This window comes from Arcicella lustrica (assembly GCF_034930985.1).
GTDB classification, from domain to species: domain Bacteria; phylum Bacteroidota; class Bacteroidia; order Cytophagales; family Spirosomataceae; genus Arcicella; species Arcicella lustrica.
On the sequence record NZ_JAYGIM010000007.1, the window covers coordinates 342176 to 365309 of the forward strand.

Consider the following 23134-nt stretch of genomic DNA (forward strand, 5'->3'; position numbering starts at 1 on the left):
AGATTTATGGTTCGTTTTTTTTAATAATTCTTTTCAATATATCTTTCAAAATTCTACATTTACAAGCTTCTTTTTCGTTAATAATTTGTTTCATCAATACTTGAAAATCTTCGGGAATAAACCTTAACAATATGACTACTTCACCCATCGCAACATTACTCATGCGGATTGAAGAATACAAACGAAAGTATTATCTCAATCGACTTATCAAAGGCAGTATTTTTTCAGCGGCAGTTATCTTGTCCGCTTTTTTGGTTTTTAATGTCCTTGAATATTTCGGTCATTTTGGTACAACTTTTCGCACCATTTTGTTCTTTTCTTTCCTGTTGGCATTTATCATCTCATCAATTCTTTGGGTGATAAAACCGCTGATTTTTCTCTATGGAAAACAAAAGCCTTTATCAAATGAATTAGCTGCTGAACAAATTGGCAAGTACTTTCCAGAAGTGGGCGATAAGCTTATCAATACCCTTCAACTGACTAGAAATATCGACAAAGAGCAAAATGAATTACTTATTGCTTCTATCAAACAGAAATCTCAGCAATTAGGAATTGTCAAATTTGCTGATGCCATCAAGATAAACGACAATCGAAAATATTTAAAATTCGCCATTTTTCCAGCGATTTTGATAGTTGGTATTTTAATGATTTATCCTGCTTTCTTTTCAAAAAGTACAGAACGAATTGTCAATTTTAAAAACGAATATCAAGAAGAAGCTCCTTTCAATTTTCTTCTTGAAAACAAAAGTTTACAGGCTTTCAAAAACGAAGATTTTACCCTTAATCTAAGTCTTCAAGGCAATACTATTCCTGATGCTGTTTATGTGATTTATAATGATAGAAAGCTAAAAATGGAAACGAATGACAAACGTCATTATACTTATACTTTCTCTAAAGTTCAAAATGGCTTCGATTTTCAATTTGAAGCTGCTGGCTTCAAATCTGGTCAATATGAAGTAGAATTGGTCAACAAACCGAGTTTGGCATTTTTTGATGTTAACGTAAACTATCCTTCATATCTTAATAAACCTGATGAATCTTTAAAAAATGTTGGCAATTTAACTGTTCCAGAAGGTACTTCTATTGAATGGGATTTTAACGTAAGTAATACAGATTCTATCACAATGGTTTTTGAGGGTGATAAAAATACTTATCATGCTGATAAAAAATTGTTGAGAGGTGGCTTCGATTTCACTAAAAAAGTAAAAGCTTCTGGTACTTATAAAGTATTTCTGAAAAATAAATATGCTTCAAATTCAGATGGAATCAGTTTCTATTTAAACGTTATTCCTGATAAATATCCGCAATTAAGTTTAGAGCAATATAAAGATTCAACACTATATAATTTCATGGTTTTAGGCGGAAATATCGCCGATGATTATGGCATTAGTCGCCTTGCGGTTTTTTATAAAGTACTTAGAAACGGGCAAAATAATCAGCAAAGTTATGCGAGTTTTGGCTTGCCAATTCAAGGAAATCAAACTATTCAAAGCTTTTATAAGCAATGGAATTTGGATAGTTTAAAACTCAATCCTTCTGATAGAATTGAATACTTTGTGCAAGTTTGGGATAATGATGGCGTGAATGGTGCAAAATCTACTCGTTCACAAATTATGAATTATGCCATTCCTGACAAGCAAGCGATTGATAATGAAATTGAAAATTCTGTTGATAAAACCCAAGCTCAATTAGAAAAGACTTTCGAGAAAGCACAAAAACTTCGTAAGGAAATTGCTGCTTTGGAAAATCGTCTGAAAAACAAAAAAGAGCTGGATTATCAGGACAAGAAATTGGCAGAAGAACTCATCAAAAAGAAGGCTGAATTGATGAATGAAATCAAAAATCTACAAGAAGCCAATAAAGATTTGAACGATAAACAACAAAGATTCAATGAACAGAAACCTGAAAATCAACAGAAAATGGAAGCACTCCAAAAAATGATGAATGATTTGATGGATCCTGAAACTCAGAAATTATATGAAGAATTGAAAAAAATGCTTGAACAAAATCCTGATGATAATAAAATGCTTGAACAAATGGATAAGCTCAAAAACAAAGAGCGTAACATGGAAAAGGAATTGGAGCGCATGCAGGAGCTTTTCAAAAAATTACAATTAGAACAGAAATTAGATAAGAGTATCAAAGATTTGGAAGACCAAGCCGATAAACAAGATAAACTTGCTGAGAAAAATGAAGCTTTAGATAAAGCCAATAAAAGCGATGCTGAGAAACAAAAAGAAGCTGATGCCAATAAAAAGGAACAAGAAAAACTCAGCAAGGCTTTTGAAGAAGTAAAGAAAGATTTGAAAGAAGCTGAAAAGATTAACAAAGAAATGAAAAATGCTGAACAGATGGATATGGGTAAAGAACAGCAAGAAGACATTTCTCAAGATCAAAAAGAAGCTGAAGAGAAATCTGAAAAAGGTGATAATAAAGGTGCTTCGCAAAAACAAAAGCAAGCTGCGAAACAAATGAAGAATTTGGCGCAACAATTAGCGAAAGAAAAACAAGAACAAGAAATGAAACAGAACGAAGAAAATATGGACGACCTTCGTGACATTCTTGAAAATCTTGTGAAGATTTCGTTGAACCAAGAAAAGCTAATGAAAGACTTTAGAGGCATGAATCCATCAGACCCTCGCTTTATTAAACTTTCGCAAGAACAATTAAAAATTCAAGATGATGCCAAAGTGATTGAAGATAGTTTATATGCTTTGTCGAAAAGGGTTTTACAAATTGAAAGTTTCGTGACTCGTGAAATGAGTAATATGAAAGGTTTTATGGGAGAAGCCACAAAGTTGATTAAAGAACGAAAATTACCGATGACAACTTCAAAGCAACAATTTGCGATGACTTCGATAAATAATTTGGCTTTGTTACTTTCTGATGTCTTGAAACAAATGCAGCAAAATCAACAAATGATGATGCAGAGTTCTGGAAAAGGAAAAACCAAAAGTAAAGGGAAAGGAAAAAGTATCAGCGAAAGTCAAAAAGATTTGAATCAACAAATGCAGCAGTCGATGCAAAAAGGAGCAAAGGGACAAGGTGGTATTTCTGAGCAATTGGCAAAGATGGCGAGAGAGCAAGCACAAATCAGAAAAATGCTTCAAGAGTTTTTGGATAATAATAAAGGAACTGACAAAGGAAAAAGTTTAGGCAATGAAGTAAAAGAGCTGATGAAGAAAATGGAAGAAAGCGAAACTGATTTAGTGAATAAAAGGCTGAATCCAAATTTGATGAAACGTCAGCAAGAATTATTGACTCGTTTGTTGGAATCTGAAAAAGCGATGCAAGAACAGGAAGAAGAGCAAAAACGCAAAGCCGAATCTGCTCGACAAGATTTAGCAAGGAAAGTCCCGCCACAATTTCAGCAATATGTGAAAGACAAACAAAAGCAAACTGAATTACTTCGTACTGTTCCTCCTAACTTGAATCAATATTACAAACGTCAAGTGGATAGTTACTTCAAACAAATCAATTAATCGAAATGGACTCAGGTTTAAATCTGAGTCCATTTTATTTTTATTGGTACAGTAGATTGGTTTGAAGGTATTTCCGTATTCTAGTCTAAGTCGTTGATATTCACAAGCTGAATTTTATATTGTATCTTTGTAAACGAATTATTTCAAACTTAACAATGTTATTACACAATGATTGTTTTTTTCAACGAGGATATTGATTTCAAATTTGGTCAGAAGAACCAGTTAAAAGCTTGGCTTAAAAAAGTAGCTGAATCAGAGGGCTTTAAGATGAGAAACCTCAACTATATATTTTGTTCTGACGAGTACCTTCATAAAATCAATCTTGAGTACCTAGATCACGACACTTATACAGACATTATTACTTTCGACAATTCAGAGGAAGAAGAAGATATTGAAGGTGATATTTTTGTAAGTATTGAAAGAGTAAAAGATAACTCACAAGAATTAAAAACCGAGTTTCTTGATGAATTTAAGCGTGTTTTAGTTCACGGCTTATTACATCTTTGCGGTTACGACGACCATTCTGACGAAGATGAAGCACAGATGAGAGAGCTTGAAAGTAAATACATTTCAATTTTCAATAATTAACACCTTGTTATTTTTATCAAACACTCCACGTGGAACACTTGTTAAAAATGTGACTTTTGGAGTATTCTTTCAAAGTGATTCAAATATTGAATATCTAATTTTAAATAACCATTTAAACACCTAAAGTAATACTTCATAGATAAAAATATACTAGGCACAAGTAATACTTGATGACTCAGTATCTATCTTAAAAGATATTAGCTCACATTAAATCATACTTATAAATTGAGTGTTAAAATTAACTTTTTGAAAATATTAGATAAAATAGAATCAATAACTAGCACTTTTGAGGCTAAACAATATTATTCTATATATTTATAGACAAGTGTGAAACATAAAATTAAACTCATGGAATGTTAATTAGATTATTGTATTTCGAGCATAAATTTAATTACCCTTAAATGTATCAAAAGCATCTTCTAAAGAGAAAAACAAACAAGATTATAAAACAACAGAGAATAAGATTTAATTACCAATTAAAAATATGTACAAAGAATATGATGTTATCGTAGTAGGAGCTGGTCATGCAGGATGTGAAGCCGCTCACGCTGCAGCAACGATGGGTTCTAAAGTATTACTCATTACGATGAATATGAATACAATCGCACAAATGTCTTGCAATCCAGCGATGGGTGGCGTTGCCAAAGGACAAATTGTGCGTGAAGTAGATGCTTTGGGCGGTATGTCAGGGATTATTTCTGATAAAACCATGATTCAGTTTAGGATGCTAAATCGTTCAAAAGGACCTGCTATGTGGTCGCCAAGATGCCAATCGGATAGAATGCGTTTTGCAGAGGAATGGCGTTTAGCTTTGGAAAGAAACTTGAATGTGGATTTTTGGCAAGAAATGGTTTCTGGATTGATTGTTGAAGATAATAAAGTAGTAGGCGTAAAAACTCAATTAGGAATTGAATTCAAAGCAAAGTCAGTTGTTTTAACGAATGGCACTTTTCTAAATGGTTTAATTCATATTGGTGAGAAAAACTTTGGAGGCGGTAGAACTGCCGAAGGAAAAGCTACAGGTATTACAGAACAATTGGTGCAATTGGGTTTTGAAGCTGGCAGGATGAAAACGGGTACTCCACCAAGAGTTGATGGAAGAAGCTTAGATTACACTAAAATGGAAGAACAAAAAGGGGATGAAAATCCGAGTAAGTTCTCTTATTTAGATACGCCTTCATTAACAGAACAAAGAAGCTGTTGGATTACTTATACAAACCATGAAGTACATGATGTTTTAAAAACTGGTTTTGAAAAATCCCCTATGTTTGCGGGTAGAATCAAAGGATTAGGGCCAAGGTATTGTCCATCGGTTGAAGATAAAATCAATCGTTTTGCTGATAAAGACCGTCACCAAATCTTTGTAGAGCCAGAAGGATGGAATACAGTAGAAGTTTATGTAAATGGTTTTTCTACTTCTTTACCAGAAGATGTTCAATACGCTGCTTTGAAAAAGATTCCTGGTTTTGAAAACGTAAGAATGTTCCGTCCAGGTTATGCGATTGAATACGATTTCTTCCCGCCAACACAGTTAAAACAGACTTTGGAAACTAAACTGATTCAGAATTTATTCTTTGCTGGTCAGATTAATGGCACTACTGGTTATGAAGAAGCGGCTTGTCAAGGTTTAATGGCGGGCATTAATGCACACCAAAGAGCGCAAGATTTACCAGACTTTACTTTATCTCGTTCAGAAGCTTATATTGGTGTTTTAATCGACGATTTAATCAATAAAGGTACAGAAGAGCCTTATAGAATGTTTACTTCAAGGGCGGAATACAGAACGCTTTTAAGACAAGACAATGCAGATATTCGTTTAACAGAAAGAGGGCATTCTATTGGTTTGGCTTCGGAAGAAAGATTGAATAATGTGAATAATAAGAAAGCTAAAACGGTTGAATTAATTGCTGGCTTGAAATCTTTGAAAATTAAACCCGAAGAAGTAAATGCTAAACTAGAAGCAATTGGGACATCTGCTTTAAGAGAAGGTACTTTGGTAATCAATTTATTGAAAAGACCAGACATTGATATGGTTAAATTGAAAACCTTGACACCTGAAGTAGAAGCATATCTTTGTAAATATTCTGACGAAATTCTTGAACAAGCAGAAATCAATGTGAAATATGAAAGCTACATTGAAAAGGAGCAAGTAATGGTTAATAAACTATTGAAATTTGAAAACTTGAAGATTCCAGTGAATTTCGATTATGCGAATCTAAAAGCTATTTCAAATGAAGGTCGTCAAAAACTATCAAGGATAAGACCTGCCACTATTGGTCAAGCTTCGAGAATTAGTGGCGTTTCACCTTCTGATGTTTCTGTTTTAATGCTTTATATGGACAGATAGAATCTGGATAATGCGCAATCAAAAAGACTTGTAAGTAATGGTAATTCCAAACCAAAGGCTTACAAGTCTTTTTTTATATCTTTGTGAAAATTAACAACCATGGAAAAAATTAGCACTTGCCCAATCTGTCAACAGAATTCATTTAGTACTTTTCTTAATGTTCAAGATTATACCGTAAGCCAAAAAACATTTGATATTGTCAATTGTAATTCGTGTGGCTTTAAATTCACCAATCCTCGTCCTCCAATAGATAAAATAGGAGCATATTACAAAGCTGAATCTTACATTTCACATACTAATACTTCTAAAGGATTAATCGCAAAAATTTATCATTCTGTTCGGAAATACACTTTAAAAGGTAAATTAGAATTAGTTAATAATCTATTCCCTTCAAAAGGTAAATTATTGGATGTTGGATGTGGAACAGGAATGTTCTTGAATGTCTGTAAAGAAAATGGTTGGAAAGTATTTGGCATTGAACCAGACGATGATGCAAGGGCAATTGCAGAACAAATTAATCAGTCAACTATCAAAAATGATGTGCTTAGTTCTTTCCCAAATGAGCAATTTAACATCATTTCACTTTGGCATGTTTTAGAACATGTTCATCAATTAAATGAAACAATTGATTGGCTCTATGAAAGACTTTCAAATGATGGTTGGTTGATTATTGCTGTGCCTAATCATGAATCTGAAGATGCAGCTATTTATGGCAACAAATGGGCAGCCTATGATGTTCCAAGACATTTATATCATTTTTCGCAAAAGACAATAAAGCAACTTTTTGAACAACATAACTTCCGTTTAGAAAAAACACTGCCAATGAAGTTTGATTCATTCTATGTTTCGATGTTGAGTACTAAATATCAAACAGGGAAAATCAATTATCTTAAAGCTTTTGTAGATGGTTTGAAGTCGAACTTTAAAGCTGAAAGTAATCAACAGAATTATTCTAGCTTAATTTACATATTTAAGAAGAATTAACATTATTCACACACTTTTCCACAACCCTCAGAGTTTATCAAACGCTGAGGGTTTCTTTTTGCAAAATGGTCAACATTTCGATAAACCGATTTTTTTAAGCAATTTTGGGATAAGTAAGTCCTTATTTTAGTTATTCAAACATTAGCATTCATTTTATCCACAAAGTTTTCAACATATTAACATGAAAGTGAAGAATTTAGTCTTGATAAGTTTTTTAAGTTTTATACTCATTGAAATGCTGTTTAGTTGTGCACAAATCGTAGCACCTACTGGCGGTAAAAAAGATACGCTTGCACCAGTTATCGTAAAAACACTTCCGAATAATCAAGCCATTAATTTTTCAGGCAGATTAGTACAAATTGAATTCAACGAGTATGTAAGTGTCGATAATATTCAACAGCAATTATTAATCACACCAAATATTGAAGGTACTTATGAAAGCAAAGCATTACCTAAAGGTGTGCGTCTTGTTTTCGATAAACCATTTAAACCAAACACTACTTATAGTTTAAATTTTAGAAATGCTATTAAAGATATTACTGAAAGAAATGTCGCTAAAAATATCAGATTGGTTTTCAGTACTGGTAATATCATAGATTCTTTGAGTGTGAGTGGAAAAGTTTTCAATCCACAAACCAATAAGCCAGTCTTAGATATTAATGTGGGTTTATATAATTATACCGATACTTTGAATCCTAGAAAAGTAAAACCTTATTATTTCACGAAAACGGATAGTTCTGGAGTTTTCAAAATTGAAAATGTGGCTGCTGGCAAGTATAGAATTTTCGCAATTTCTGATGCAAACAGTAATCTTTTATACGAAGAAGCTAAAGAGCTAGTGGGTTTTGTGAGAGATACAATTGATTTAAAAACCAATTTATCAAACTTAGAAATCAATATGGCTAAAATGGATAAAACTCCAAACAAAGTATTTAAGACAAGAAATACTTCTGGCTATTATTATATAGAATACAATCGTGGAATAAAAAATGCCAAAATTGATTTTCTTGGCAGAAAAGATACACTCGCTTATCAACAAGTTGATGCAAAAAATCTTAGAATTTATAATACTATTAACAATTCTACTGATACCGTAAAAGTAAAAATTTCTGTGACGGATTCATTAGATAGAGTTTTTACCCACGAACAAAAAATAAAATTCAGAGTAAAAGGTAAAAAGGATGAAAGTGTCAAAGAGGAATTCGGTATTAAAATCAGTCCAAGTAATAATGAAGACATCGATTTGAAAGAAGTTGGCTATACTATCAATTTTACAAAATCTGTAATTCAATATGATTTGAATAAAATTGAAATCATGAATGATACTTTGATTAAAGTACCAATTACTGAAAAAGATATTAAATGGAATCAAGATAAAACGAAACTTATCATCCAGAAAAATGATAAGAAACCGAAGGAATTTGTAAGAGTGCGATTCCAAAAAGAAGCTTTTATTTCTCTTGAAAATGACACTACTTCAAAGTACGAAGCCAATCATCCAATTCGTGATCCTGAAAATTATGGCATCATTGAAGGCGAAGTAAAAAATCCAAACAAAAAACATTTCTTTATCGAATTGATGAACGATAAAAATGAAGTAATCCAAAAAGTGGACAACCTTTTGAAATACGAATTTGCCTTTCTAAAAGCGGGTATTTATTATCTAAGATTAATTGTGGATGAAAATCAAAATGCTCGCTGGGATGAAGGCGATATTCAAACCAATACGCTTCCCGAAAAAATTATCTACAATCCGAACAAGATAAAGCTAAAACAGAACTTTGTTCTTTCAGGAAATGATTTCACAATTGACTAAAATCAGAAAACTGGTCAACCTTCTGTGGATAAGTACCAAAACAGGGCAAATAGCCGTTCAAAAAAGTGGAAAAGTAGGTGTTTTTCACCCTTCATTTTTGTGGAAAGAAAAAGCCTCATTGTGGAAAGTAAAAATGGGCTTTTTGAAAAGTGGAAAACTATCGATTTAATCCCTATTTTTAAGACATGTTAACCACATAAATTTTGAATGTTGACAATGTTGAGAAAATGAATAAAGTTATACACATAAATGTTGATTAAATTTATATGTTCTGTAAATCAAATAGTTATGTGTTGATAAGTAATCATAAAATGTTGATAATAAAACTGATATTAACAATTGTACGTGAAAATAATGTTTCACAATACTCTTCCACATATCCACAGTATAATAGAAGTAATAGTTTTCTTTTTTAAAAAAATTAAATAAAAATTATTATGATTAAATATAAGATGTTGTTGAAAACTTTTTGGAAGGCTCTTTGCTTATGTTTTGTCTTGATGAGTTCTTTTGATGTTTTCAGTCAGGATGCTCAGTTGGGCGTTGAATACTTGAAAGCTGGGGAGTATGAAAAAGCAAGAACCATTTTTCAGAAGTTGGCGAAGAACAAAGAAACTGCAAAAGATATTTACAAACCTTATTTGGAAACTTTGATTAAGTTGAAAAATTGGGATGAGGCTGAAAAGTTTGTTAAAAGACAAATCAAAAATTCAGAAAGCAATCAAGCTAAATATTTAGTTGACTTAGGAAGACTTTATCAAGCAACAGAAAAGAAAGAAGAAGCCAAAAAAAATTATGATTTAGCAATAGATAAAGTAAAAGCCAACGACGATGAAATGATTGATTTGGTGAATTACTTTGTTCAACAACAACAAACTGAATTAGCTATACAAACAATTGAGGTATCAAGGGTTTTTGGAAAGTCGGAAGATAAATATGCTGTACAGTTAGCCAATTTGTTTCGTATGCAAGGCAAAGTGCCTGAAATGATAGAAGAGTACTTGAAGTTTGGTTTAGCGACTGAAAATCAAGAAATGGTGCAGTCAATCCTTCAGGATGAGTTGAAGGAAGACAAAGAAATAGAAGAATTAGAAAAAATACTTTACGCAAAAGTTCAGAAGTATCCACAGACTTCTTATTACACTGATATTTTAATCTGGCATTTGGTTCAGAAAAAAGACTTTTATAAAGCTTTTGTTCAGGCAAGAGCATTGGATAAACGCTATAGAAAAGAAGGAGCTCAGGTTACAGAATTGGGCTTTATGGCGCATCAAAATAAAGACTTTGTTAACTCGGGTAAAATCTTTGAATACTTGATTAAAGAATATCCAAGGCATCAGAATTATCCATTGTGGAGAAGAATGTTGATTAGTGCCAAAGAAGAAGTAATCAAAACTACCTATCCAATCAATCAATCAGATATTCGTTTACTCATCGCTGAATACACCAAAATGCTGGAAGAACTTGGAACGAACCAAAGAACTTTGGAAGCATTGAGAAGTAAAGGTCTTTTGTATGCGTTTTACTTGAACGAAAAAGATACTGCCATTGCTGTTTTAGAAAAAGCCATCAAACTTGCCAACACTGATCAAATCTTTGTGGATAAATGTAAACTAGATTTAGGTGATATTTTCTTATTGAAATCTGAACCTTGGGAAGCTACTTTACTTTATTCACAAGTAGAAAAATCACAAAAGGATAGCCCGATGGGCTATGAAGCAAAATTGCGCAATGCAAAATTGGCTTATTTCAGAGGTGATTTTGAATTATCGAAAGAAGTACTGGATATTTTAAAACAAGCCACTACTCGTGAAATTGCAAACGATGCGATGGAATTGAGTTTACTGATTCAAGAAAACACAGGCTTTGATAGTACTGAAGCTGCTTTGAAAGATTACTCAGCCGTTGAGCTTTTACTTTTTCAACACAGAAACAATGAAGCAATTGCTAAATTGGTCGAAATGGAAAAAGTATATCGTGGAAATCCTATCATGGATGATTTAATTTTTCTCAGAGCCAATATTTACTTAAAACAAGGTGATGTGGAAAAAGGAGTAAAGGATTTAGAATTTGTCATCCAGAATTTTCCACATGATATTAAAGGTGATGATGCACTTTATCTTTTAGCGAAGACCTATCAAGAAGTATTGAATCAATCGACGAAAGCCATGAAATTGTATCAAGAATTGTTGATAAAGTATCCTGGAAGTATTTATAGTGCAGAAGCTAGAAAAAGATTTAGAAATCTAAGAGGTGATACAATAAATTAATTAGCTAAACGTATTATTATCAGGCCTGTAAGCTTATCCACTTACAGGCCTTTTTTGTGGATAAATGCTAAATCTTAACACATGATTTAACTTTACTTGATTGCTTTAAATAAAATTTGTTAAGACCATTGTTGAAATGGACTGGTTTTATTTTGCTTTCCATCCTCTGATTTATTCACTATCAAGTAAAATAACCATGAAAAAGCTCTTCTCTCTATTTATTATTGTTTCTCTTTTTTCTGTTTATGAGCTTCATGCTCAGCAAAAGCAAATTGTTTTTGCTTGTAATTATTTTGGTAAACAAGTAATCCCACAAGATATTTGTCCACAAACTTTAGGCTATGCTTCTGAAAGTCATGCTGCGGAAGTAATCGGAAAATTTGCCAAAAAGATGGGACAGTTTCATAGTAAGTTTAAAGTAATGCAATGTTCCAACACAGATAATTGTTTTGCTACGATTATTGAAGGACAGCCATACATCATTTATGACCGAGACTTTTTAAATAGAGTAGAACGCACTGCCCAAACTGACTGGGCGGCAATTTCTATTTTGGCACATGAAATCGGACATCATGCCAATTTTCATACCATTGATAAAGAAGGTAGCCGACCCGAAAAAGAATTAGAAGCTGATTATTTTTCGGGTTTTTGGTTACATCAAATGGGCGCTACTTTAGCACAAGCCCAACAAGCTATTATTTATTTTCAGGAAGAAAACGTTACTTCAACACATCCTCCAAAATCTCAAAGATTATTAGCCATCAAAAAAGGTTGGGAAGAAGCTGATACCGAAAAACAAATAGAAGTATCAAGAGAACCTAAAAATAATCAACCTAAAGTTCAATCAGATGCTGAAGAACCTTTTAAAAGTATTTCATTAATTGAAAGTAAACCAATTTCACCAATCGAATCTTCTTTGAAAAAAACAGGATGTATCTCCGGAGATTGTACAGATGGTGAAGGACTTTTTGTACATAAAACACAAGGAAGTTATCAAGGAATGTGGAAAAATGGGAAAAGAGATGGTTACGGAATTCAGTATTATCCCGATGGTACAAAAATGTTTGAAGGCGAATACAAAGCTGGAAAAAGAGAAGGAAATGGAATTTACTATTTTCAACATGGAGAAAGGTTTGAAGGGAAATTTGTAAATGATGGTACAACCGAAGAAGGTTACTATATCTTGATTAATAATGATGAAAGTGATGTTGAATTAACTTATTTTTTCTCTGATGGTAGAAAAGAAATCATTCAGATTATAAATGAGTAAGCAAATAGCAGAATTAATATAGAGACAATTACTTTTTGAAAATTATGATAAAAAGCATAAAAAATAGTAAAAATATTATGCGTGCATACTATTTTGATTTAGTTAATCTTGTTATCTTTGCTTAAATCCTATTGTAAAATATAGGGTTTAAATTGTATTTTATATTGAAGATATATCGATTAAACGAAGATAGTCATGAAGAGCAATCCTAACATTACCAGAGTATTCGACTTACTGCCCAATTGTGTTTTAGCTGTTAATAAAGAAGATACTTTCGCAAGTAAAGTAAAAGGCGAATGGAAAAAATACAGTGCTACAGAAGTAATTGAAATCGTCAATAAAGTAAGTATTGGATTAATAAAATTGGGAGTTAAAAAGGATGACAAGATTGCTTTGATTTCCAATAACAGACCAGAATGGAATTTTATCGAATTGGGCGTTCAACAATTAGGAGCTGTTTTGGTGCCAATGTACCCAACCATTACGATTGAAGATTACCGTTATATTTTTACCGATGCAGAAGTAAGACTGGTCTTTGTTTCTGATAAAGCTTTATTGGCAAAAGTATTAGAAGCTACCAGTGTATTAACTGGCATAGAAGGAATTTATACTTTTGATAAAACAAAAGAAGCCAAACATTGGACAGAATTATTGGATTTATCAAAAAATGAAGACTTCGCTCAAATTGAATCATACAAAGCTGCCGTTCATCCTGACGATTTATTGACGTTAATTTACACTTCTGGAACAACTGGAAAACCAAAAGGAGTAATGCTCACGCACGATAACATCATTTCAAATATTGATGGTTTAGTGATTGGAAAGCATTTGGAGTTGTGTTCGGATGATAAAGCTTTGAGTTTTCTTCCGCTTTGTCATATTTACGAACGTACCGATGTTTATGTTTATATGTATTATGGTGTTTCGGTATATTATGCCGAAAGTATGGATACCATTGCAGATAATTTAAAGGATATAAAGCCACAAGTATTTGCTACTGTTCCTCGGTTGTTAGAGAAAGTTTATGATAAAATTGTGGCAAAAGGCTATGAACTTTCTGGAATCAAAAAGCAACTTTTTTTCTGGGCATTAAATTTAGGTTTGAAATACGACCCAATGAAAGACATGGGTTGGTTTTATGATACTCAATTAAAAATTGCCCGAAAATTGATTTTCAGTAAATGGAAAGAAGCTTTGGGTGGCAATATCAAAATAATTGCTTCGGGTTCTGCGGCTTTGCAGGCACGTTTGTCAAGAGTATTTTGGGCGGCTGAAATTCCCATTGCTGAAGGTTATGGACTTACTGAAACTTCACCAGTTGTTTCTTCAAGTATTTTATCTGATTTCAGAGTCGGTTGTGTTGGAACGGTTTTGCCAAACTTACAAGTAAAAATTGCAGACGACGGAGAAATCTGTGTAAAAGGACCATCAGTGATGAAAGGTTATTACAAAAGACCAGACGCTACTGCCGAAGCCATTGATACAGATGGTTGGTTTCATACTGGTGATATTGGTGAATTTTTTGAAGGTCGTTATCTGAAAATTACAGACCGCAAGAAAGAAATTTTCAAAACTTCTGGTGGAAAATACGTTGCACCACAAGTAATCGAAAATAAATTAAAAGAAGCCGTTTTGATTGAACAAGCGATTGTAGTAGGTGAGGGGCAAAAATTTCCTTCTGCTTTAATTGTTCCAGAGTTTAATGCTTTGAAAGAATGGTGTTCAAGAAATGAAATTTCATATACCAATCCAGAACAAATTATCAAAAATCAAAAAGTAAAAGATAAATTGGATGAGGTAGTGAAAGATTTAATGAAGAACATTGCTCAATACGAACAAGTAAAAAAGGTAGAATTATTACCTAAATTGTTCACTATTGAATCAGGTGAATTAACACCAACACTTAAACTAAAAAGAAAAATCATTCATAATAATTATAAGAATTTGATAGAGGGAATGTATAATTAATCTTAAGCTGTTATCTGAAAACTGTTAATAGTTATCAGTATTTCCAATAAATAAAAATGCCATTCGGATTTTAGTCGAATGGCATTTTTATTTATTGGAAATTTTAAAGTTGTAGTTTAATCACTAAATCACAACTCACTAATTCACTCAATTTTATAAAGAAAGAAGATATTCCTTAAAATCACTAAACTCTTTCGTCATCGGAATCGCTACTTTTTCTTTAGAAAGTAAAGCTGAAAGTCTTTCAGGAATGGCTACTGATGTTCCTAAAGTTTCTTCAACTACATCTAAAAATTTAGCATAATGAGCTGTTGAAAGTAATACGCCTGCTACTTCTTCCGATAAAGTATCTGTATAAGATTTCAAACCTAAGTATGCCACTGCTGTATGTGGACACATTACATAATTGGTTCTTTCATAAACATCTTTCATAGCTGCTCTGGTAGTCTTATCATCACTGAAATCTCCAGCAATATGTTTTACTACTTCTTCATGAGCATCGCCAGCCAACAAACGCATTCTGATAAAATTAGAAGGATTTCCCACATCCATCGCATTTGAAATAGTTTCTTGCGAAGGCTTCGGCTCATAATTGCCAGAAGACAAATACTTCGGAACGATATTATTCACATTTGTTGCCGCCACAAACATTTTCACAGGTAGGCCCATTTTCTGAGCAATCAATCCTGCTGATAAATTTCCAAAGTTTCCACTTGGCACACAGAAAACGACTGGTTTGGTATTGCCAGCTTTTTTTAATTGTGCATAAGCATTGAAATAATAGAAAGATTGTGGAATCAATCGACTAATGTTGATTGAATTGGCAGAAGCTAAATTGATTTTTGAAGATAATTCTTTATCCAAAAAGGCAGCTTTTACCAAAGCCTGACAATCATCAAAAGTACCATCTACTTCTAAAGCTGTTACATTTTCGCCCAAAGTAGTTAATTGCTTTTCTTGAATATCCGATACTTTTCCTGTCGGATACAAAATCGTTACTTTGATGCCAGGCGTTTTATAAAAACCTTGTGCCACTGCTCCGCCAGTATCTCCAGAGGTTGCTACAAGGATGTGAATATCTTTTTGTGATTTTTGTAAAAAGTAAGACATCAACGATGCCATGAATCTTGCACCAAAATCTTTGAAAGCCATTGATGGTCCATGAAACAATTCTAAAACATAAGTGTCTTTTTCAAGAGCAACCAAAGGAGCATCAAAATCAATAGCTCTTTCTACAATCGTTTTAATATCTGCTTCAGGAATATCATCGCCCAATAAAGCCTTAGTTACTTCAAAAGCAATTTCTGAAATGGAGAGTGTTTCAATTTTTTCAAAAAATGAAGCGGGTAAAGTCGGAATAACATGTGGCATGTACAAGCCATTGTCTGGAGGAAGTCCTCTAAAAACTGCTTCTTCTAAAGAAACATCATCACTTTGATGATTTGTGCTATAAAGTATCATAAACGTTTTTGGAACAGATAAAAGCTTCAATTTCAAAACCTTCGTGGCAAGAAATCTTGTAAATTAGTATTATCAAAAATTTAATAATTGTCGAGAACATTTTTGATAATAACAATTTAAAAATAGCTTACAGCTTACAGCCAAAAGCCTACAGCAGTAAACGAAGCACAAAATTAGTTCAAAAGCCCGAATTACAGAATAAACATTTGATTTTCTGTGAGTGGACATCTTATCATTTTAATATAAACACCATGTACAAGAAATTACAAACCTATCTTCGTGATTTTTTCGCTTTTAATCAAACAGAAATTAAAGGCTTTATTTATCTCATTTTTTTAATGTTTTTACTGATTGTTATTACTTTAATTTTTGATTATCTTCCTGAAAAACAATTAGTTAATTATTCTGTGAATCCAAAAAGGATTGAAGAATTGATAGCAAAAATAGAAATTAAAGAAGCTTCAGAACGCCGTAGAGCGAATAAAAATAATTTTTCGGATAAATATCCGAAGGAAAATGCCTTTACGGAGACTTCAAAAACAGTAAATTTATTCACCTTTGATCCTAACTTGGCTAGTACTGACGAATTAACAAAATTGGGCATACCAACTTGGTTATCTGAACGCATTATAAAGTATAGAAGCAAAGGAGGAGTTTTTCGTAAAAAAGAAGATTTGTTGAAAATTTATAGTTTTCCAAATACACTTTTCCAAAAATTAGCACCTTATATTGTTTTATCGAATACTCAATCGATAATAAAAAATTCGGTAGCGGAAGAATTAGCAGTAATTCCTGAAAAAAAATCTACTGCTCCAAATGCTGTGAAAGAGTCTTTCAAAATACAAATTTTTGATTTGAACCATGCCGATACCAACGACTTAAAGAAATTGAAAGGCATTGCTTCAAAACGAGCGATGAGGATTATTCAAGAAAGAGAAAAGTTGGGAGGCTTTTATTCAGTAGAGCAAGTAAAATCTATTTGGGGATTAGATTCTGTTTCGGTTGAAGAACTGTTGAAGTATGGAAGAGTGAACAATCCACAACTCAAAAAAATTAAAATCAATGAAGTGACTCTGGAAGAATTCAAACATCCTTATTTACGACCGTATATTGCCAAAGCGATTATTGCCTATCGACAACAGCATGGAAATTTTTCGAGTAAAAAGGATTTAGAAAATATTAAACTCTTGGATACTCAGACACTTGAAAAACTTTTACCATATTTATCATTCTAAACTGTACCACGGGATTCTATCCCGTGACATTTTAAAACTCTAATAACAACACGAGATGGAATCTCGTGCTACATAACAATATATTTATGATTCCTTACTCAGACTTACTCATCTTCATCTTCGCCGCTTTTGGTTTGGTCATCACACCTGGTCCGAACATGATTTATTTAATTTCTCGTTCTATTTCACAAGGGAAACAAGCTGGGATGATTTCTCTGGCAGGAGTGATAGTCGGTTTTCTATTTCATGTTATCATGGTCTCATTCGGACTAACTGCTATTTTAATGGCAGTACCTTTTGCCTATACTTTTCTGAAATGGTTGGGAGTTGGCTATCTTTTATACTTGGCTTGGAACGCCATCAAACCGGGAAGTAAATCAGTTTTTGAAACAACATCTTTGAAAGACGACAGTAATTTCAAATTGTTTCAGATGGGATTTTTAACCAATGTACTTAATCCTAAAATTGCGGTATTCTACATGTCTTTCTTTCCACAGTTTATCAAACCAGAATATGGCAATGTTTTACTTCAGAATTTTCAATTAGGATTTACCCAAATGACAGTCAGTTTTTCGGTGAATCTAATGATCGTTTTGTTTGCTTCCAGTATTTCAACATGGTTCAGCGAAAGACCAACATGGATTAAAATTCAAAAATGGTTTATGGCTGGAATTTTGGGAAGTCTTGCCATAAAATTAGCTTTAGATAAAGCCAAATGAATATTTATTCTACAATTCAAATGTATAAGAGTACTAGCTTTATATGCTTTTGACAATATGTAATCAATGATTTAAGCGTATGATTTTTAGTATTCTATAAATAAATGACCGTATAATAAGTATTGTAATTTCATTTTTGAATTTATTTATCAATTTTAATTATGTTTGATTAAATAACCCTAAGGAAATGAAAAATACATCTTATGATAACGAAACGATTCTTTTTACAAAACATTGAGTTGGCTGAAAGCTTGCAGATAGTTTATCATTATGAAAGAATAAATTTTGATAAGTTTGAACACTTCCATAAAGGAGTTTTCAAAAATACACTTACTTCAGAAGGCAGAATTAGAAGAGCTGAATTCACTTTATCTCTTTTGATTTTTTCAATCTTTCAAGGAATAATTTTTGAGGTTGCACTAATTGGCGATTACACACACTTTTTTATTATACTATTGTTTCCTTTGCTATACTTTTTGCTAATGCAGGGCTCAAAGAGATGTCATGATATAGGAAGAACAGGCTGGTTTCAATTAATTCCTTTCTATATTTTTTGGATGCTTTTTGCTGATAGTCAATATGGTGTGAATAAGTATGGACTAAATCCTAAAGGAATAGGTAATCCTAAGTATTAAAAGTATTGCTCATTTTCCAGTCCAAATACGCCAATCTCATACAATGCCCACAAGGACGAAAACCCAAATCTATGGCTTCTTGCTTATTTTGAAAGAAGACACGGTTTTTGGTTTTCATTCTTTTGCCAGATTTACAATTGAGTTTTCCATAGATTTTTAATTTACAATTTCCAGCCCAAAGGATTTTTCTATTTTTAATAAAAGAAAGTAATACATGATTCGTCCCTTTTTCGTCCAAAAATGATTGATGTGTTTTCATTTTGCATCATGAAAAATAATGCCTACCGTATAACGATTACCACTGTGTAATTTACTTACTCCATGTTTCATCGGTGAACGAAAATATCCTCTTGTTCCTTTAGCTGCTCTGAAATTCGTGGTAAAAATTACCATATCGCCACGCTTGGGTTGTAACACAATTGCTTGTGACTGCAATCTTGGTTTTTGTTCAATCAATACAAATTCTCCACCAGTATAATCTTCATTTACTTGTGTTAAAAACAATACTGCTTGAAAAGGAAAATATAAGTCGCCATACAAATCCTGATGAAGCGTATTAAAATCTCCTTTTTCATATTTCAAAATCAAAGGCGTTGGTCTGCATTGATTTTGTTGGTGACAAGCTTCTATAAAATCAGCGTGCTTTTCTGGATAAGTAAAATGAATGCCCAATTTCTGATTCCATTCGTTCGCTATTTTTGATAAAGGACTGTACATTTCATTCCTTAAATAAGCAATACTTTCAGGCAATGGATAAGCAAAATACTTGTACTCGCCTTTTCCAAAATTATAGCGTTTCATCACAATCGTACTTCTATATAAATCCGCTTGTGTATAAGAAGCAATTAATTGTGAACAAACTTCAGTCGGTATCAGCGAAGGAATCACAGCATAACCCTGTTCATCTAAATCTTGTTTGATGATACTCCAATTAATAGATTTTATATTATTTGAAAGAGACATATCATTAGTTGTATTTAGCAAGTAGCGAACGATTTGAAATATTAATTTTTGCTTACTTCTATAGATAAAGTAATTTTAAACACTCAGCATTCGAAACTCAAAACTCCACACTTCTAATCGCTTCCCATCCCACAATAGCCTTCTTCCGAATACTTCCCCAATGATATTCTCCAAGTTTTCCTTCCTTTCTAATCACACGATGACAGGGAATCAAATACGCAATCGGATTATTTCCCACTGCCGTACCGACGGCTCTTACGGCTTTATCTTTTCCAATACTTTCAGCAATTTGTTGATAAGTAGTTAATGAACCTTGTGGAATCGTCAGCAATGCTTCCCAAACTTTTAATTGAAAATTTGTGCCTTGTACCAATAAATGTAGTTTATCTAATGAACTAAGATGTGGCATAAAAATGCGTTCTATATAAGGATAAGTAATCGAATCATTTTCTTGAATCGTAGCAAAAAACCATTTTTTCTTGAAGGTTGCTAAATCTTCATTTTTTGTTTGTTCATCCGTAAAAGCCATGCCACAAATTCCTCTTTCAGTAACAGCCAAAAAACATTCACCAAAAGGAGTTTGATGATAAGCATAACTGATATGCAAACCTTTTCCACCACTTTTGAATTCTTGTGGAGTAACCGCTTCGATACCTGTGAACAAATCATACACTCTACTTTGACTTGAAAGTCCAGCGATTTCTGCGGCTTCAATCAAAGTAGCCGTCGATTTAATTTTCGCTTTTAAATAATCAGCCGTTAAGAATTGTAAAAATTTCTTCGGACTCACACCAGCCCATTCCGTAAATATTCTTTGAAAGTGAAAAGGAGAAAGGTTTACTTTTTCAGCGATTTCCTCCAAAGTAGGTTGAGCCGTAATATTTTCGCTAATAAACTCAATTGCTTTCGCAATGCGTTCATAATGATAAGTATCTGTTGTCATGATTTATAAAATTAACGATACAAATGTCGATTGATAAAAGAACATCCTCAACCCGAAAGTTGCTTTTTTTGAGATAGGAGATTTTAGATACAAGAGGCAAGACACAAGAAGCAAGAAAATAGATACGAGAGGCAAGATACAAGAAGTAAGATACAAGATTCATTTCCTGACAAACGACAAATCTTGTCTTTTTTTAACTTTTTCTTTCGTCTTATATCTCAAATTTTGTCTCTTGTTTCTTTTGTCTTAAACCTTATCTCAAATCTTGTCTCTTGCTTCTTTCGTCTTGTATCTTCTACCAAAATTGTCCTAATCCAGCTTTTTCATTAATTTTACACGAAACCAAAAACTTCATCAAATGTCAACAGGATTTTTCAGCGTACCAACGCCCAAGAATGAGCCAATCAACTCGTATGCTCCAAACACAAAGGAGCGTGAAGCACTTATTGCGAAACTTACTGAAATGCGAAGTATCGTAGCAGATGTACCAATGTATATAGGTTCAGAAGAAGTAAGAACAGGAAACAAACAAGCATTAACTTCCCCACACGACCATCAACATATTTTAGGATATTACCACGAAGGCGATGCTACTCATGTAAACCAAGCTATTGACACAGCCTTAGCTGCCAGAGAAGCTTGGGCAAATTTACCTTGGGAAAATAGAATGGCAATCTTCTTAAAAGCAGCCGACCTTTCAGCGACAAAATATCGTAATGAACTAAATGCTTCAACGATGTTAGGTCAATCAAAAAATGCTTACCAAGCAGAAATTGATGCCGCTTGTGAGTGGATAGACTTCCTTCGTTTCAATGTACATTTCGCCACACAGATTTATGCAGAACAGCCAATCTCTTCAGATTATGTTTGGAATAGATTAGAGTATCGTCCATTAGAAGGATTCGTTTTTGCCGTAACACCCTTCAACTTTACAGCCATTGCAGGAAACCTTCCAGCTTCGGCAGCATTGATGGGAAATGTTGTAGTTTGGAAACCATCTCCACAACAAATCTATTCTGCTAATGTCTTGATGAAAGTATTGAAAGAAGCAGGATTGCCAGATGGCGTAATTAATTTAATTTACACAGATGGTCCATTGACGGGCGATATTGTTTTCAAGCATCCACAATTTGCAGGAGTACACTTTACAGGAAGTACTAAAGTATTCCAACATATTTGGAAAACAATCGGAGAAAATATTCATAAGTATAAATCATACCCAAGAATTGTTGGAGAAACTGGTGGTAAAGATTTTGTGGTAGCACATAAATCAGCCGATGCAAAAGCACTTGCCGTAGGTTTGGTACGTGGGGCTTTTGAATATCAAGGACAAAAATGTTCGGCAGCTTCAAGAGCGTACATTCCCAATACACTTTGGGAGCAAACGTGGGAATATGTTCAAGCAGACTTAAATGAAATTAAAGTAGGACCAGTTGAAGACTTTTCAAATTTTGTCAATGCAGTAATTGATGAAAAAGCTTTTGATAAAATCACTACTTATATAGCGAATGCAAAAGCATCTGATAATGCAAAAGTAATTGCAGGAGGAAACTATGATAAATCAAAAGGATATTTCATAGAGCCAACCATCATCTTGACAGAAGACCCGCACTATACAACCATGTGTGAAGAAATCTTTGGACCAGTACTTACTATCTATGTGTATGATGCCGATAAGTATGAAGAAACCCTAGACATTGTAAATACAACTTCTGATTATGCTTTAACAGGAGCAATCTTCTCACAAGACCGCTACGCTTTAGAAGTAGCGAATAAAAAATTAGTGAACGCAGCAGGAAACTTCTACATTAATGATAAACCAACAGGAGCAGTAGTTGGACAACAACCATTCGGAGGAGCAAGAGCATCAGGAACAAATGATAAAGCAGGTTCAATGTTAAATCTATTAAGATGGGTTTCTCCAAGAACAATCAAAGAAACGTTTGTATCGCCAACAGACTATAAGTATTCTTTTTTGGGATAGATTTGGAGATTTTTTTTTATAAATGGTAATAAATTCGGTCAATCATATTAACAATGGTTGATCGAATTTTTATTTAAAATGTAGATTTTATTAAATGGTTGAAAAAAAGTTTAAATTTTTTTCAAATTTATTGAGTGTAATAATGTATTGATATTAAGTTATTTACGGATTATATTGTGAATTTTTCAAAAAAAGTTTGTAAAAACTTTTGGAAGAAGTTTGGTGGTTTCGGATTAATCCTACATCTTTGCACTCCCAAACGACGCCAACGGGCTGAGAGAATAAGAGGAAAGGGAGTAATTAGGAAGATAATTACTGACAAAATTTAGGAATCGGATTAAGGTTTTTAGGTTAAAGAGTTCTTTGAGGTATTGATAGGAATAGAGAATATTATTTTTTTTAATAGACAGGTTGTTTTTGTTATTGATTCTTTATTTAAGAATAGAGGGCATAAGAGAACAACGAAACT

17 protein-coding genes are annotated in these 23134 nt (G+C 33.0%); 13 read left to right on the plus strand and 4 right to left on the minus strand.

Annotated elements, in window-relative coordinates:
* Positions 1–131 precede the first annotated feature (131 nt).
* From VB798_RS10820 to VB798_RS10860, 9 genes are all read left to right on the plus strand, one after another.
* Positions 132–3482: a DUF4175 family protein gene (locus tag VB798_RS10820; protein WP_323258487.1), complete on the plus strand. Its 3351-nt coding sequence runs from the start codon at positions 132–134 to the stop codon at positions 3480–3482.
* A 168-nt stretch (positions 3483–3650) separates the two neighbouring features.
* A complete protein-coding gene (ybeY, locus tag VB798_RS10825) occupies positions 3651–4070 on the plus strand; it encodes an rRNA maturation RNase YbeY (RefSeq protein WP_184136284.1) in 420 nt (139 codons plus the stop codon).
* Between the two features lie 484 nt (positions 4071–4554).
* Positions 4555–6417 carry a tRNA uridine-5-carboxymethylaminomethyl(34) synthesis enzyme MnmG gene (gene mnmG / locus VB798_RS10830; protein ID WP_323258488.1) on the plus strand — a complete coding sequence of 621 codons (1863 nt, stop codon included), beginning with the start codon at positions 4555–4557 and terminating at the stop codon, positions 6415–6417.
* A gap of 99 nt (positions 6418–6516) precedes the next feature.
* Positions 6517–7401: a class I SAM-dependent methyltransferase gene (locus VB798_RS10835; protein ID WP_323258489.1), complete on the plus strand. Its 885-nt coding sequence runs from the start codon at positions 6517–6519 to the stop codon at positions 7399–7401.
* A gap of 181 nt (positions 7402–7582) precedes the next feature.
* Positions 7583–9217 carry an Ig-like domain-containing domain gene (locus VB798_RS10840; protein WP_323258490.1) on the plus strand — a complete coding sequence of 545 codons (1635 nt, stop codon included), beginning with the start codon at positions 7583–7585 and terminating at the stop codon, positions 9215–9217.
* Positions 9198–9386: a hypothetical protein gene (locus VB798_RS10845; RefSeq protein WP_323258491.1), complete on the plus strand. Its 189-nt coding sequence runs from the start codon at positions 9198–9200 to the stop codon at positions 9384–9386. Before VB798_RS10840 ends, VB798_RS10845 begins: the two co-directional genes overlap by 20 nt.
* Positions 9387–9654: 268 nt before the next feature.
* On the plus strand, positions 9655–11487 hold the full coding sequence (locus VB798_RS10850; protein WP_323258492.1) for a tetratricopeptide repeat protein: 1833 nt from the start codon (positions 9655–9657) through the stop codon (positions 11485–11487).
* 196 nt (positions 11488–11683) lie between these two features.
* Positions 11684–12757 (plus strand): hypothetical protein, encoded by a 1074-nt coding sequence (locus VB798_RS10855; protein ID WP_323258493.1) that lies wholly within the window; start codon positions 11684–11686, stop codon positions 12755–12757.
* Positions 12758–12952: 195 nt separating this feature from the next.
* The gene (locus tag VB798_RS10860) at positions 12953–14725 is read left to right on the plus strand and encodes an AMP-dependent synthetase/ligase (RefSeq protein WP_323258494.1); all 1773 of its coding nucleotides are present in this window, start codon (positions 12953–12955) and stop codon (positions 14723–14725) included.
* A 153-nt stretch (positions 14726–14878) separates the two neighbouring features.
* On the opposite strand, the gene thrC is transcribed toward VB798_RS10860, so the two are convergent.
* The gene (gene thrC, locus VB798_RS10865) at positions 14879–16186 is read right to left on the minus strand and encodes a threonine synthase (RefSeq protein WP_323258495.1); all 1308 of its coding nucleotides are present in this window, start codon (positions 16184–16186) and stop codon (positions 14879–14881) included.
* Positions 16187–16437: 251 nt separating this feature from the next.
* Between thrC and VB798_RS10870 the strand changes: the two genes are divergently transcribed.
* The 3 genes from VB798_RS10870 to VB798_RS10880 all read left to right on the plus strand — a co-directional run bounded on the left by VB798_RS10870 (position 16438) and on the right by VB798_RS10880 (position 18775).
* Positions 16438–17421 (plus strand): ComEA family DNA-binding protein, encoded by a 984-nt coding sequence (locus VB798_RS10870; protein ID WP_323258496.1) that lies wholly within the window; start codon positions 16438–16440, stop codon positions 17419–17421.
* An 86-nt stretch (positions 17422–17507) separates the two neighbouring features.
* Positions 17508–18140, plus strand: a complete 633-nt coding sequence (locus VB798_RS10875) for a LysE family translocator (RefSeq protein ID WP_323258497.1) — start codon at positions 17508–17510, stop codon at positions 18138–18140.
* A 239-nt stretch (positions 18141–18379) separates the two neighbouring features.
* Positions 18380–18775 carry a DUF805 domain-containing protein gene (locus VB798_RS10880; protein WP_323258498.1) on the plus strand — a complete coding sequence of 132 codons (396 nt, stop codon included), beginning with the start codon at positions 18380–18382 and terminating at the stop codon, positions 18773–18775.
* Here the strand turns inward: VB798_RS10880 and VB798_RS10885 are convergent.
* The 3 genes from VB798_RS10885 to VB798_RS10895 all read right to left on the minus strand — a co-directional run bounded on the left by VB798_RS10885 (position 18765) and on the right by VB798_RS10895 (position 20681).
* Positions 18765–19034, minus strand: a complete 270-nt coding sequence (locus VB798_RS10885) for an Ada metal-binding domain-containing protein (protein ID WP_323258499.1) — start codon at positions 19032–19034, stop codon at positions 18765–18767. The two genes, VB798_RS10880 and VB798_RS10885, sit on opposite strands and share 11 nt — an antisense overlap.
* Positions 19031–19738 (minus strand): 2OG-Fe(II) oxygenase, encoded by a 708-nt coding sequence (locus tag VB798_RS10890; RefSeq protein WP_323258500.1) that lies wholly within the window; start codon positions 19736–19738, stop codon positions 19031–19033. Before VB798_RS10890 ends, VB798_RS10885 begins: the two co-directional genes overlap by 4 nt.
* Before the next feature lie 97 nt (positions 19739–19835).
* Positions 19836–20681, minus strand: a complete 846-nt coding sequence (locus VB798_RS10895; protein WP_323258501.1) for a bifunctional helix-turn-helix domain-containing protein/methylated-DNA--[protein]-cysteine S-methyltransferase — start codon at positions 20679–20681, stop codon at positions 19836–19838.
* Positions 20682–21039: 358 nt separating this feature from the next.
* On the opposite strand from VB798_RS10895, the gene pruA reads away from it, so the two are divergent.
* Entirely contained in the window at positions 21040–22665 is a 1626-nt protein-coding gene (pruA, locus tag VB798_RS10900) for an L-glutamate gamma-semialdehyde dehydrogenase (protein WP_323258502.1), read from the plus strand.
* The last annotated feature ends 469 nt before the right edge of the window (positions 22666–23134 follow it).